General features: G+C 62.5%; 12 protein-coding genes. 5 read left to right on the top strand and 7 right to left on the bottom strand.

Annotated features, from left to right (window positions below; genetic code table 11):
• The coding region (locus QZY67_RS06790) for a His/Gly/Thr/Pro-type tRNA ligase C-terminal domain-containing protein (RefSeq protein WP_295369286.1) at nt 1–1,025 on the top strand (1,025 nt) is incomplete at its 5' end.
• Between the two features lie 64 nt (nt 1,026–1,089).
• Here QZY67_RS06790 and QZY67_RS06785 read toward each other — a convergent pair.
• On the bottom strand, nt 1,090–2,457 hold the full coding sequence (locus QZY67_RS06785; RefSeq protein WP_295369280.1) for an MATE family efflux transporter: 1,368 nt from the start codon (nt 2,455–2,457) through the stop codon (nt 1,090–1,092).
• A 533-nt stretch (nt 2,458–2,990) separates the two neighbouring features.
• On the opposite strand from QZY67_RS06785, the gene mgtE reads away from it, so the two are divergent.
• The 3 genes from mgtE (at nt 2,991) to ychF (ending at nt 6,158) form a co-directional block, all read left to right on the top strand.
• Nucleotides 2,991–4,340: a magnesium transporter gene (gene mgtE, locus QZY67_RS06780; protein WP_295369277.1), complete on the top strand. Its 1,350-nt coding sequence runs from the start codon at nt 2,991–2,993 to the stop codon at nt 4,338–4,340.
• A gap of 99 nt (nt 4,341–4,439) precedes the next feature.
• Complete coding sequence (locus tag QZY67_RS06775; protein WP_295369275.1) at nt 4,440–4,898, top strand: nucleoside deaminase; 459 nt, start codon at nt 4,440–4,442, stop codon at nt 4,896–4,898.
• Between the two features lie 150 nt (nt 4,899–5,048).
• Nucleotides 5,049–6,158 (top strand): redox-regulated ATPase YchF, encoded by a 1,110-nt coding sequence (ychF, locus tag QZY67_RS06770; protein ID WP_294536947.1) that lies wholly within the window; start codon nt 5,049–5,051, stop codon nt 6,156–6,158.
• A gap of 61 nt (nt 6,159–6,219) precedes the next feature.
• Here ychF and ppk1 read toward each other — a convergent pair whose 3' ends face one another.
• Nucleotides 6,220–8,361 carry a polyphosphate kinase 1 gene (gene ppk1 / locus QZY67_RS06765; RefSeq protein WP_295369273.1) on the bottom strand — a complete coding sequence of 714 codons (2,142 nt, stop codon included), beginning with the start codon at nt 8,359–8,361 and terminating at the stop codon, nt 6,220–6,222.
• Complete coding sequence (locus tag QZY67_RS06760; protein ID WP_295369271.1) at nt 8,354–9,265, bottom strand: phosphatase; 912 nt, start codon at nt 9,263–9,265, stop codon at nt 8,354–8,356. The genes ppk1 and QZY67_RS06760 overlap by 8 nt, the downstream gene beginning before the upstream one ends.
• A gap of 184 nt (nt 9,266–9,449) precedes the next feature.
• On the opposite strand from QZY67_RS06760, the gene spoIIID reads away from it, so the two are divergent.
• A complete protein-coding gene (spoIIID, locus tag QZY67_RS06755) occupies nt 9,450–9,698 on the top strand; it encodes a sporulation transcriptional regulator SpoIIID (protein WP_295369270.1) in 249 nt (82 codons plus the stop codon).
• Between the two features lie 63 nt (nt 9,699–9,761).
• On the opposite strand, the gene aroE is transcribed toward spoIIID, so the two are convergent.
• From aroE to QZY67_RS06735, 4 genes are read right to left on the bottom strand one after another with little or no spacing between them, the layout of a single operon-like run.
• Nucleotides 9,762–10,619: a shikimate dehydrogenase gene (aroE, locus tag QZY67_RS06750; RefSeq protein ID WP_295369268.1), complete on the bottom strand. Its 858-nt coding sequence runs from the start codon at nt 10,617–10,619 to the stop codon at nt 9,762–9,764.
• Nucleotides 10,620–10,655: 36 nt separating this feature from the next.
• On the bottom strand, nt 10,656–11,111 hold the full coding sequence (gene aroQ / locus QZY67_RS06745; protein WP_295369267.1) for a type II 3-dehydroquinate dehydratase: 456 nt from the start codon (nt 11,109–11,111) through the stop codon (nt 10,656–10,658).
• Nucleotides 11,108–11,608, bottom strand: a complete 501-nt coding sequence (locus tag QZY67_RS06740; RefSeq protein WP_295369265.1) for a shikimate kinase — start codon at nt 11,606–11,608, stop codon at nt 11,108–11,110. The genes aroQ and QZY67_RS06740 overlap by 4 nt, the downstream gene beginning before the upstream one ends.
• Nucleotides 11,605–12,774, bottom strand: a complete 1,170-nt coding sequence (locus QZY67_RS06735; protein WP_295369263.1) for a bifunctional chorismate mutase/prephenate dehydratase — start codon at nt 12,772–12,774, stop codon at nt 11,605–11,607. Before QZY67_RS06735 ends, QZY67_RS06740 begins: the two co-directional genes overlap by 4 nt.
• Nucleotides 12,775–12,901: the final 127 nt, after the last annotated feature.

Raw genomic sequence — 12,901 nt, 5'->3', positions numbered from 1 at the left:
ACCAGTGGTGCTCCGTGCTGCGGTGGGAGAAGACCTCCCGCCCCTTCCTGCGCCACCGGGAGTTCCTGTGGCAGGAGGGCCACACCATGCACGCCACCGAGGAGGAGGCCCGGGAGGAGACCCGGCAGATGCTCAACATCTACGCCGACTTCCTGGAGAACGTGCTGGCCATGCCCGTGGTCAAGGGCCGCAAGACCGACAAGGAGAAGTTCAACGGCGCCGAGGAGACCTACACTGTGGAGTGCATGATGCACGACAAGAAGGCCCTCCAGGCCGGCACCAGCCACTACTTCGGCGACGGCTTCGCCAAGGCCTTTGACATCACCTTCACCGGTAAGGACAACCAGCTCCACCACCCCCACCAGACCTCCTGGGGCGTGTCCACCCGCATGATCGGCGGCATCATTATGACCCACGGCGACAACAACGGCCTGGTGCTGCCCCCCCGCATCGCCCCCATCCAGGTCATCATCATCCCCGTGGCCCAGCACAAGGAGGGCGTTCTGGACGCCAACCGGGCCGTTATGGACCGGCTCATCAAGGCCGGCTTCCGGGTGAAGATGGATGACTCCGACCAGTCCGCCGGCTGGAAGTTTGCCGAGTACGAGATGAAGGGCGTGCCCCTGCGCCTGGAGCTGGGCCCTAAGGACATGGAAAAGAACCAGTGCGTCCTGGTCCGCCGGGACAGCGGCGAGAAGCGCTTTGTCTCCCTGGACGGCATTGAGGAGACCGTGGCCGCCATGCTGGACGCCATCCACGACGGCCTGTACCAGCGGGCCAAGAAGAACCTGGAGGACAACACCTACGCCTGCTCCAGCCTGGAGGAGGTCCGGGAGAAGATGAAGGAGCGGGGCGGCTTCGCCAAGACCATGTGGTGCGGCGACGAGGCCTGTGAGATCCGCATGAAGGAGGAGGCCGGCGTCACCTCCCGGTGCATGCCCCTGGAGCAGGAGCACCTGGGCGACGTGTGCCCCGTCTGCGGCAGGCCCGCCAAGCACATGATCTACTGGGGCGTGTCCTACTGATTGTATCCGTCACATGAGAGATAAAACGCCGCCCGTGCCTGAGGAGAGGCACGGGCGGCGTTTTTTATGCCTTCTGCACTGTCTTTTCCCTGGGCTCCAGCCAGTGGCCGAATCGGTAGTAAATCCAGATGGCCGCCGAGGTGATGGTCCAGGTGATGGGGTAACTGGCGGCCACCATCAGCAGGGTGTGGTGAACAGGCACCACAAAGAAGAGCCAGGCCAGGCGGAGCACGCACACGCCCAGCACCGAGATGACCATGGGTATCAGGGACTTGCCCGCGCCCCGGATGGCGCCGGTGAGCAGCTCAATCAGGATATAGGTGATATAGGTGGGCACCAGGAACCGCACCAGCTCAATTCCAATTGCCAGCACGTCGTCATCCGGGCAGAAGAAGGCCACCAGAGGCCGGGCCAGAAGGAACATGGCCGCGCTGATGGCCAGGGTAAAGCCCGCCATCATGGCCGTGGAGACCCGCACACCCTGCTTGAGCCGCTCATACTGCCCGGCGCCGTAGTTCTGGCCGGCAAAGGTGGTGAGGGACTGGGACATGGCGGTGATGGTCATCCAGAAGAACACATCCAGCTTGCCGTAGGCGGTCCAGGCGGCCACGGCGTCGGTGCTGAAGGAGTTGATGGCAGCCTGGATGAACAGATTGGAGGCGCTGTACATGACCGACTGGAGAGCAGTGGGTACGCCGATGACCAGAATACTGTGGATCGGTTCGGCGTAGAGCCGCATCTGCCTGGGGAAGAAGCGGTAGGGCGCCGTCTCCGACCGCATCAGGGAGACCACCACCAGTACGGCGGAGAGCACCTGGGAGCACACCGTGGCGATGGCCACGCCCGCCACGTCCAGACGGAAGCACAGCACCAGCACCAGGTCCAGTACAATGTTGCAGACCGACGCGGCGATGAGAAAGTAGAGGGGCCGCCGGAAGTCGCCCACAGCCCGGAGCACGCCGGTGCCCATGTTGTACACCACGTTGGGGATCATGCCCAGGAAGTAGATCTTCAGATAGAGCTCCGCGCCGGGAAACGCGTCCGCCCTGGTCCCCAGCGCCCTGAGGGCCCAAGGGGTAAGGAAGAAGCCCGCCACCATGAAGAAAGCGCCGATGAGCAGGGAGAGGAGCATGGCGGTGTGGACGCCCTTGCGCAGGTCCTCCCACCGGCGGGCGCCGTAGTGCTGGGCAATGGCCACCACCGCACCGCTGGCCAGGCCGGTGAAGATGCCCACCGTCAGGTTGACCAGGGCGCCTGTGGAGCCCACGGCGGCCAGCGCCACCTTGCCCACGAAGCGGCCCACCACCAGGGTGTCCACCGTGTTGTAGAGCTGCTGAAAGAAGGTACCAAACCAGAGGGGAACGAAAAAGGCCAGCAGATGCTTCCAAATAGCACCCTGGGTAATGTCGCCGGACGGACGCAGCAGCCGCATGGGAACACCTCCTGGAAAATTTGACGCACTGCCCTACGATTCTACACGCTCCGCCCCTTCTTGACAAGTAGGGAGCGCGATCATTTTTCTCTGTCCGATGCACAGGAAAGCGGAAGTTCAAAACCAATTGAAAACAGGAGTGCGGGCGCTTGTGGACGAGATTTTGTAAGCCATTAAGGCGTCAAGGAAATAAATCGTGCATATTCGCTAAAAATAGCCGAAAATGGACAAACAGGGGTTGATTTTGCGGGCAGGGTATGCTATCCTCATGGGGCGTCTGGAAATTCCCAGTCAAATAATAGGAAAAAGGAGGAAAATCAGGTGGACCAATGCGGCCGAAGTACGAAAATGGGCAGTGATATTCATTTGCGGGTCCGGGCCGGCGCTGTCCGCCTGTGCCCCTCTTCCTGATCGGAGCCCCTTTTGAGTATCGCCGCAGAGGGCGGCTGGACGGATTGTCCGGCGGTCCTGCTGCGGCTTTGTCCATTTGGTGACTTCCTCGCTGTCATCTCATCAAACAGGAGGAATATCCGATGGAAAAGAAGAATCATTTTGAGGTGCTCCGCGCCCTGCTGGAGCGCCGGGATTACCACGCCCTTCAGGCCATTCTGGCCGAGGAAAACGAGGTGGACATCGCCGAGTTCATGGAGGAGCTGACCACCGAGCAGGCCACGGTGGTGTTCCGCACCCTGCCCAAGGAGCTGGCGGCGGAGGTGTTCTCCAACCTGTCCCCCGAGAACCAGGAGGCCATTCTGGGCGCCGCCACGGATCAGGAGCTGTCCGCCATTGTGGAGGAGCTCTATGTGGACGACGCGGTGGACATGCTGGAGGAGCTGCCCGCCAATGTGGTCAAGCGGGTGCTGAAGAACGCCCGCCCCGAGACCCGCAGGCTTATCAATCAGTTTCTCAACTACCCGGAGAACTCGGTTGGCAGCATTATGACCGCCGAGTTCATGGATCTGAAGAAGTCCATGACGGTGGCCGAGGCCATTGCCCACATCCGCCGCACCGGTGAGGACTCGGAGAGCATCTACACCTGCTACGTCACGGACAACGCCCGCCATCTGGAGGGCGTCATCACCGTGCGGGAGCTGCTCATCGCCCGGGACGAACAGCGGGTGGAGGACCTGATGGAGACCGACGTCATCACCGCCGAGACCACCGAGGACCAGGAGGCTGCGGTGGGCCGGATGATGAAGTACGACTTCATCTCCATGCCCGTGGTGGACACGGAGAACCGGCTGGTGGGCATTGTCACCGTGGATGACGGCATGGACGTCATGGAGGAGGAGGCCACCGAGGACTTTGAGAAAATGGCCGCCATGGCCCCCTCGGAGAAGCCCTACCTCAAGACCAGCGCCTTCACCCTGGCCAGGCACCGCATCATGTGGCTGCTGGTGCTGATGATCTCGGGCATGATCACCGGCGGCATTCTGGGCCGGTACGAGGCCGCCTTTTCCGCCATGCCCCTGCTGGTCACCTTTATCCCCATGCTCACCGATACCGGCGGAAACGCCGGCAGCCAGAGCAGCACCCTCATCATCCGGGGCATGGCCGTGGGCGAGATCCAGCTCAAGGACTTTATGAAGGTGTTCTGGAAGGAGCTGCTGGTCAGCATGATGGTGGGCGTGATCCTCAGCACGGTCAACTTTGTCCGGCTCATCATCACCTATCCCGGCAGCGAGATGATTGCCCTCACGGTGTCTCTCGCCCTCTTTGTCACCGTACTGCTGGCCAAGACCGTGGGCGGCGTGCTGCCCATGGCTGCCAAGCTGTTCCACGCCGACCCGGCCATCATGGCGGCCCCCCTTATCACCACCATTGTGGACGCCATCTCCCTGGTGGTCTACTTCAATATCGCCTCCGTCCTGCTGCCCATCTGAGGCATGCCGCCCCGCCGTTCCCGTGCTTGAAAAAATGCCTGAACATGGTATTATAATACTTCAAAAAGACAACCGGAACAGCGGCAAGGAGGAGACCACATGGATTGGGACAGAGAATTTATGAAGGAGGCCATCCGGCTTTCGGCGGAGGCGGCCAGGCACGGAAATGAGCCCTTCGGCGCGGTGCTGGTCAAGGACAATCAGATTGTCTGTACAAATGAGAACCAGATTTACAGCCGCCATGATTTCACCTATCACGCTGAACTGGGGCTGATTCGCAAGTTCAGTGAGGAGACCGGCATAACCGGCCTGCACGCGTATACCCTCTACTCCAGCTGCGAGCCCTGCTTCATGTGCAGCGGGGCCATGGTCTGGACCAACCTCGGCCGGCTGGTCTACGGGGCAAGCGATATCGACCTGTGTGAGCTGATTCACGAAAAGGGAAGCGCGTGCAGCAAAATTGTCTTTGAGAATTCTTATCTCAGGCCGGAGGTGACCGCCGGCGTCATGCGGGAAGAGAGTCTGGCCGTGCTGCGGAGCTACTTTGTAAAGGAATAGTGTGCCACAGATCAGCGCGCCGGTGGAAATCCCGTATGGAATTTCCACCGGCGCGCTGAAATCGTCCTTCCCGCCGTCCAAAGGCTTGTTTTTTGGCCCGTCATACTATATAATACTAGGGTTAAAATACCGAAAGAGGGTTTTCAACCGATGAAACTGGGAATCGTGGGTCTGCCCAACGTGGGCAAGAGCACCCTGTTTAACGCCATTACCAACGCCGGCGCCGAGAGCGCCAACTACCCCTTCTGTACCATCGACCCCAACGTGGGCGTGGTGGCCGTGCCCGACAGTCGGCTGGACTGGCTCTCCGCGTTCTATCAGCCCAAGAAGACCACCCCCGCAGTGGTGGAGTTTGTGGACATCGCTGGTCTGGTGAAGGGCGCCTCCAAGGGTCAGGGCCTGGGCAACAAGTTCCTGGCCAACATCCGTGAGTGCGACGCCATTGTCCACGTGGTCCGCTGCTTTGACGATGAGAACATCATGCACGTGGTGGCCGACACCAGCACCAACGTGCCCGTAGACCCCGCCGGCGACATCGGCGTCATTGACATCGAACTCATCATGGCCGACGTGGAGATGGTGGAGCGGCGCATCGACCGGGCCCAGAAGGCCGCCAAGGGCGACAAGAAGTACCTCCACGAGGTGGAGGTGTTCTCCGCCCTGAAGGACTGGCTCAACGACGGCAACTCCGCCCGCTCCTTTGCGTGCGACGAGGACGATGCCGAGCTTATCGCCACCTCCGAGCTGCTGAGCCTGAAGCCCATCATCTACGCCGCCAATCTGGACGAGGACGGCTTTGCCGACTGCCAGAGCAACGCCTATTACAAGATTGTAGAGGAGCTGGCCGCCAAGGAGGGGGCCCAGGTGATTCCCGTCTGCGCCAAGCTGGAGGCCGAAATCGCCGAGCTGGACGCCGACGAGAAGAAGATGTTCCTGGACGACCTGGGCATCGCTGAGTCCGGTCTGGACCGGCTCATCAAGGCCAGCTACACCCTGCTGGGCCTCATCTCCTTCCTCACCGCCGGCGAGGACGAGTGCCGGGCCTGGACGATTAAAAAGGGTACCAAGGCCCCCCAGGCCGCCGGCAAGATCCACACCGACTTTGAGCGGGGCTTTATCCGCGCCGAGGTGGTGTCTTTTGAGGACCTGAAGGCCTGCGGCTCCATGGCCGCCGCCAAGGAAAAGGGCCTCGTGCGCTCCGAGGGCAAGGAGTATGTGATGAAGGATGGAGACATCGTCCTCTTCCGGTTTAACGTGTAACTCAAACAAAAAAAACTCCGGCGCGTCTCAGAGGCGAGACGCGCCGGAGCTTTTTTGTTGTTTATCCCTTCAGCCTTCCCAGCAGACGGCCCAGCAGGCCGGGGCGGCGCTCCTGGGGAGCGGGAGCGGTCTGAGTGGAGGTGGCCTCCTGAAGGGCCTCCGCCATCAGGGTGGCCTGAGCGTCCAGCGCGGGGGCTCCCTCCGGCCGGGGCACCGTGGCATAGGCTCCGTCCACGCAGAGGTTGCGGGCCTTTACATTGTCAGCGCAGAACAGCTCCACATAGTGCTTAATCTGCCGCCGGACAGCGGGGTCGATAACCGGGCAGGCAATCTCCACCCGCCGCTGGGTGTTGCGGGTCATCAGGTCGGCGGACCCGATGTAGACCTTAGTCTCCTCGCCGACGCCGAAGGCGTAGATGCGTGGGTGCTCCAGGAACCGGCCCACAATGGAGAATACCCGGATGTGGTCGGTAAGGCCGGGCACCCCGGGCCGCAGACAGCAGATACCCCGGACGTTCATGGTGATGGGCACTCCGGCCTGGCTGGCCTCGGCCAGCTTGTCGATGAGGTGGCGGTCGGTGACCGAGTTGACCTTGATGAAGATGCGGGCGGGCCTGCCCTGCCGGGCCTTTTCAATCTCCCCGTCCATGAGGGCCATGAGCTGGGGCTTGAGCCCGTGGGGCGCCACCAGCAGCTGTTGGTAGTCCCCCTCCAGATTGGAGGTGGACATATTCTGGAAGAAGGCGGCTGCGTCGGCGCCGATGGCCGGGCTGGCTGTCATGAGGCAGAAGTCGGTGTACAGCTTGGCGGTCTTTTCGTTGTAGTTGCCCGTTCCGATCTGGGTGATGTACTGGATGCGGGCCTTGTCCCGCCGGGTAATGAGGCAGATCTTGGAGTGGACCTTGTAGTGCTCAAAGCCGTAGAGGATGGTGCAGCCCGCCTCCTCCAGCCGCTCGGCCCAGGCGATGTTGTTCTGCTCGTCAAAGCGGGCCCGCAGCTCCATGAGCACGGTGACGTCCTTGCCGTTCTCCGCTGCCGCCGCCAGGTACTCCACCAGCTTGGCCGTGGAGGCCAGGCGGTAGATGGTGATTTTGATGGCCAGGACAGCGGGGTCGTTGGCGGCCTCCCTCACCAGGTGGAGAAAGGGGTCCATGGAGTGGTAGGGGTAGAAGAGCAGGGCGTCCCGCCGGAGGATCTGGGGGATCATCTTCTCGTTCCGGTTAAGCCCGGCGGGCCACTGAGGGGTGTACTTGGTATAGCACAGGGCGGCGGCGCTCTCCGGGGGCAGCTTGCCCTCCAGGGTGTACACATACCCCATGGCCAGGGGGGCTTTGGAGAAGAACACGTGCTCCCGCGGCAGGTCCAGCCGCTGGCACAGGTAGCCCAGCAGCTCCTCGGAGGGGTGCCCCTGGACCTCAAGCCGCACGGGGGCGAGCCGGGCCCGCTTCTTGAGCACCTTCTGCATGTGCTCCCGGAAGTCCTCCATGACGTCGTAGTCCTCATCCTCCGGGCTGATGTCCGCGTTGCGGGTGACCGAGATGACGTACTTCTCCTCAATCTGGTAGGAGTCGAAGAGGAAGTCGGCGTAGGCCAGGACAATCTGCTCGGTGAGCAGATACCGCAGGCCCCGCTCCTCCAGCTGGAAGAAGGCGGGCAGAGCCCGTGGAATGGACACCAGGCCGAACTTCCGCTCTCCGTCCCGGCGGAGGGAGAGGACGATGTTCAGGCTCTTGGAGGGCAGATGGGGAAAGGGGTGGTGGCTGTCCATCACCATGGGGGAGAGAACCGGCTGCACATAGTCCCGGAACCAGCGCTCCGCCTGCTTGCGCTCCTTGCCGTCCAGCTCGTCCGGCTTCAGGGCGCAGATATTGCAGGCCCGCAGGCGCTTCTCCAGCTGGGAGACGATCTTGTCCCGCTGCTTGTACAGGGCGGGCACCGCCTTGCAGATGGCCTGAATCTGCTCTGCAGGGGTAAGGCCGCTGCGGCTGTCCACATAGTCCTGCCTGGAGAGGGTCATGTCGTAGATGGAACCCACCCGGATCATGAAGAATTCGTCCAGGTTGCTGGTGAAGATGGCGGCGAACTTCAGCCGCTCGAACAGGGGAACGGTCTCGTCCCTGGCCTCCTCCAGCACCCGCTCGTTGAACCGCAGCCAGGAGAGCTCCCGTTCCTGGGTATAGCGGGTGTCCACTGTCTTACTCATGTCCGTTCACTCCCATCACCCGCTGAAGCAGGTAGCCCTCCCGCACGCCGCAGGGGCTCACCAACACTGTCTCCACTTCATAGCTCTTGAGCACCGCGTTGAGAATGGCCAGTCCGGGCAGGATGGTATGGACCCGGTCGGGGACCGTACGGAGAATCTGCCGCAGGGTGGCCTGGTCCCCCTTCTTCAGGTCCTTGTACAAGGCCCGGATCTCCTCGGCGGGGATGGTGCGGTTGTTCTGGTCGGTGCCCGACAGGTCGTTGCACAGCTTGGCCGCCGCCCGGATGGTGCCGCCCACGCCGGTGAGATGGGCGCAGCGGACGCCCTGAGTCTTGGCCCGCTCCAGTTCAGCCTCCACCTGGTCCCGGATGGCGTGGCGCTCCTCCCGGGTGGGGAACAGGCCGGTCACATACCTGGTAAACAGGGACAGGGAGCCCATGGGCAGGCTGCACCCGGAGGTGATGCCCCCTTTCTCATAGGCGACCAGCTCGGTGGAGCCGCCGCCAATGTCGGCCAGCAGGCCGGTGTCTGGGGCTCCGCCGCCCACGGTGGCACCCAGGAAGGAGAGTGTGGCCTCGTCCGAGCCGGAGACCACCTCCACCGTCACGCCGGTGACCGCCCGGATGGTATCCAGCGCATCCTCCGTGTTGACGATGTTCCGCAGGGAAGCGGTGGCGAATACGTGAATATCCCGGATATCAAAATTCTCCAGCAGCGCCTTAAAGCCGGACAGCACCTGGCAGGCCACCAGAATGCCTCTGTCGGACAGCACGCCGTCCTTAATATAGCCGGCCAGACCGGCCATCTCCTTCTTGTTCATCAGCAGCTTAAACTGCCGCCCCTCCCAGTGGTAGATGGAAAGCCGGATGGTATTGGAACCCAAATCCACAATCCCGCATTTCATTTCCCTGACACCTCGCAATTAACTAGTCTATTCAATTTAGTTTACGCGATTTTCCAGCGGTTATCAATGGGATTTACGCAAGATTTACAATCTCCCCGAAAAACGGCGTGAATGGGCCTCAACTTCATATCCTCCGGTTCCGGCGCATATATATGCCCCAGAAACAAGCAGGGAGTGTTGCTGTTTGAAGGGGAATATCGAGGAGCGCGCCTGTCAGCTGGCGCTTTACATCATAGAGAACAGAGCCACGGTGCGCAGCGCCGCCCGGAAGTTCGGTATCAGCAAATCAACGGTTCATAAGGACTTATCGGAACGTCTGCCCGGGTTCAACCGCCCGCTGTATGAGCAGGCCAAGCGGGTCCTGGAGGAAAACAAGGCGGAGCGGCACATCCGCGGCGGCATCGCCACCAGGAAAAAATACAAGGGAGCCTGAATATCCCGGGCATATAGACGACAGGGCCGGTCTCCGCTGCGGCGGAGACCGGCCCTTGCTCTGTCATGTCAAAACGCTTCTCAGTACCTCCGCCATGGCGGCGGCGTCAATCGTAGTGTCGGTAAAGTGCTCCAGGGCAAACACCGCCTGATAGACCAGCATGCCCAGGCCGTTGGCGGTGGGGTGCCCCAACTCCCTGGCCCGACGGAGCAGCTCCGTCTCGGCGGGGGCGTAGATCAGGTCGAACACCGGCACACCGTCAGGCAGCGCTTCCAGGAAGGACAGGTCCTCAAACTGTCCCTGTGTCCCCTCCATGCCCAAACTGGTGCAGTTGACCACCAGATCCGCCCGCTGGGACAGGCGGCACAGGGCGGCGGAATCAAATCCGGCTGGGGCCAGCCGGCCCAGCGGGTCGTGGGCGCAGAGGGCCGCGGCCTTCTCCACCGTCCGGTTGCACACGAACACCGCCCTCGCCCCCTGCTGCACCAGCTTGAGGGCCACCGCCCGGGCGGCGCCTCCCGCCCCCAGCAGGAGGACGGTTTTCCCCTCCGGCGCGGTGTCCAAATCCTCCAGCGCCCGGATAAATCCCCGGCCGTCGGTGTTGTATCCGTATACTTTCCCGGCTTTTATACAGACCGTATTGACTGCCCGGTACAGCCGGGCGTCCTCATCGGCCTGGTCCATGAGGGGGAAAAGGGCCTCCTTGTGGGGCATGGTGGCGTTGAACCCGGCGTACCCGGCAAATTTGGCGCATCTAAGCCACTCCTCCGCGCCGCCGCGGGGTACGCTCTGGCACAGGTAGACATAGTCCAGCCCCAGGGCGGCGAGCATGGTGTTGTGAATCAGGGGCGACTTGGAGTGGAGCACCGGGTCGCCGATGACGCAGAGCTTTTTTGTGGTGTTTGTGAGTTCTACCTTCATGTCCAACTCTCCCCGTTGAGATTGCGGGCCACGCCTTCAGGAATGGAGGCTCTCTTTGGTTACTTTCTCTCTCGAGAGAAAGTAACCCATGGCGGCCTCATATCCGTAGAGGCCCAGGCCGCAGATCTGGCCCACGCAGGCGGGTGCGGTGACGCTCCTGTGTCGGAACTCCTCCCGCTGGTGGACGTTGGAGATATGAACCTCAATGCAGGGCACGCTGACGGCCTTCAGGGCGTCCAGAATGGCGTAGCTGTAATGGGTGAAGGCGCCCGGGTTCATAATGATGGCGTCGTACACCCCGTCGGCGGCGTGGATGGCGTCGATGATGGCCCCCTCGTGGTTGGAGTGGAAGCACACTGCGGTGGAGCCGTGATTTGCCGCAAAGGCCTCCAGCCGGGCGCACAGCGCCTCGTAGCTGTTCTCGCCGTAGATGCCAGGCTCCCGCTTGCCCAGCAGGTTCAGATTTGGGCCGTTGAGGATGAGAAATTTCATGGCTGACATGCCTCCCGATAGAGGGCGGCGATGCGCGCTGCCGCCTCCTCCGCTGTTTTTGTATTGGAAATAATATACTGGGCGTATTTTCGATATAACTCTATGCGCTGGGTATAGAGAATCCTCAGCTTCTCCGGGTCCTTGCCCACCAGGGGACGGCCCATGTGGTCCTCTCCCAAAATGTCCTCCAGGTCCCGGTCCCGGAAAAAGATCATTCCAGTGGCGGCGAGGGCCTCCATGTTCTCCGGCCGGAGGACAATCCCGCCCCCTGTTGCAATGACAGTGTTGTCAAGGGCAGCCGCCTGACGGGCGGCGGCGGTCTCCCGGTCCCGGAAGGCGGCCTCCCCCTCCTGAGCAAAGAGCGCCGGGATGGTCTTTCCGGCGGCCTGCTCCACCATGCTGTCGGTGTCCGCCAGGGGCATGCAGAGCATCCGGGAGAGAATCTTCCCCACCGTGGACTTGCCGCTGCCCGGCATGCCGATGAGCACCAGATTCATGGCTGCTCCTCCGGCTCATAGGCCTTGAAGTTGCCCAGAATCCGCATGCCTGCGGCCAGCTGGCTCAGCTCGTGGAGCACGCCGTCCATGCCGGGGGCGTCCAGATCGCCGGTGAACTCCAGGAAGAAGAGGTATTCCCAGTTCCGGCCGGGGATGGGCCGGGACTCAATCTTCAGCAGGTTCAGGTTCTGCACGGCGAAGATGGTGAGAATCTCGTGGAGGGAACCGCTCTGGTGGGGCAGGGTGAAGAGGGCGCTGATCTTGTTGCGCTCTTTTCGGTGCTCCGGCACAGGAGAGGCCACCACAAAGCGGGTGGTGTTGGCGTTGTTGTAGTTGACCCCCTCGGCCAGGATGTTCAGACCGTAAATTTCAGCTGCCCGGCGGGAGCAGATGGCGGCGGCGGTGCGGTCGCCTGATGCGGCCACCTCCCTGGCGGAGCCTGCGGTGTCCAGGGTGGGCACCCGCCGCCAGTCCCGGTGGGCATCCAGGAAGCGCTCGCTCTGCATGAGCCCCTGCTCGTGGGAGTAGACCGTGCGGATGTCCTCCATGGTCACCCCGGGCAGGGCCATGAGGCAGTGCTCCACCTTCACCTGCCACTCCCCCACGATGTAGTAGCGGTACTGGGCCAGCAGGTCGTACACCTGCCGGATGGAGCCGGTGGAGCTGTTCTCCACCGGCAGGACTGCATAGTCCGCCTCGCCCGCGTCCAGGGCGGCGAACACGTCGGTGAACCAGGCCATGCCCCGGCTGTTCACCCCTGGCCCGAAGAAGCCCACAGCGGCCTCCTCACTGTAACATCCCGGCTCCCCCTGGTATGCCACCCGGGGATTCTCCACCGGCCTGCGGGAGCGAGACAGATCGGCAAGCCAGGCGGCGTAGCCCGGGTCCTCGGTCCCCTCGTGGACCAGCCGCCGCTGCTGGCGGCGGGAGATGGCCATGATGGATGCGTACAGCTCGGCCACGTCCGCCTTGAGGGCGGGGTCGGCCACCATGGCGGTGCGGGCCTCCACCACCCGGCGCTCCCGGGCGGCGTCCAGCACCGGCATCTGCCGCTCCAGCTTGTACTGGCCCACCTTGGCCGTGATGTCCATCCGGCGGCGGAACAGCGCCACCATCTCCCTGTCCACGGCGTCAATCTGGTCTCGGTACTCCTCCAGCTGAGACATAAAAAGGTCACTCCTGTTGTTGAAATGGGGACCACATGGCCCCGTGAACCGGCATATCAGATGCCCAGCAGTTCGCAGGCCGCGAGAGCCGCGGCGGCATTCCCACGCCGCAGAGCGGCGCGGGAGC

It is taken from the genome of uncultured Pseudoflavonifractor sp. (assembly GCA_904419835.1).
In the GTDB taxonomy this organism is placed as follows: Bacteria; Bacillota; Clostridia; order Oscillospirales; family Oscillospiraceae; genus Pseudoflavonifractor.
This window is presented reverse-complemented; position numbering and strand designations above follow the sequence as displayed.

Coding starts and splice junctions, on each gene's coding strand:
- QZY67_RS06785 (WP_295369280.1), bottom strand. CDS start 2,457: ATGCGGCTGCTGCGTCCGTCCGGCGACATTACCCAGGGTGCTATTTGG.
- mgtE (WP_295369277.1), top strand. CDS start 2,991: ATGGAAAAGAAGAATCATTTTGAGGTGCTCCGCGCCCTGCTGGAGCGC.
- QZY67_RS06775 (WP_295369275.1), top strand. CDS start 4,440: ATGGATTGGGACAGAGAATTTATGAAGGAGGCCATCCGGCTTTCGGCG.
- ychF (WP_294536947.1), top strand. CDS start 5,049: ATGAAACTGGGAATCGTGGGTCTGCCCAACGTGGGCAAGAGCACCCTG.
- ppk1 (WP_295369273.1), bottom strand. CDS start 8,361: ATGAGTAAGACAGTGGACACCCGCTATACCCAGGAACGGGAGCTCTCC.
- QZY67_RS06760 (WP_295369271.1), bottom strand. CDS start 9,265: ATGAAATGCGGGATTGTGGATTTGGGTTCCAATACCATCCGGCTTTCC.
- aroE (WP_295369268.1), bottom strand. CDS start 10,619: ATGAAGGTAGAACTCACAAACACCACAAAAAAGCTCTGCGTCATCGGC.
- aroQ (WP_295369267.1), bottom strand. CDS start 11,111: ATGAAATTTCTCATCCTCAACGGCCCAAATCTGAACCTGCTGGGCAAG.
- QZY67_RS06740 (WP_295369265.1), bottom strand. CDS start 11,608: ATGAATCTGGTGCTCATCGGCATGCCGGGCAGCGGCAAGTCCACGGTG.
- QZY67_RS06735 (WP_295369263.1), bottom strand. CDS start 12,774: ATGTCTCAGCTGGAGGAGTACCGAGACCAGATTGACGCCGTGGACAGG.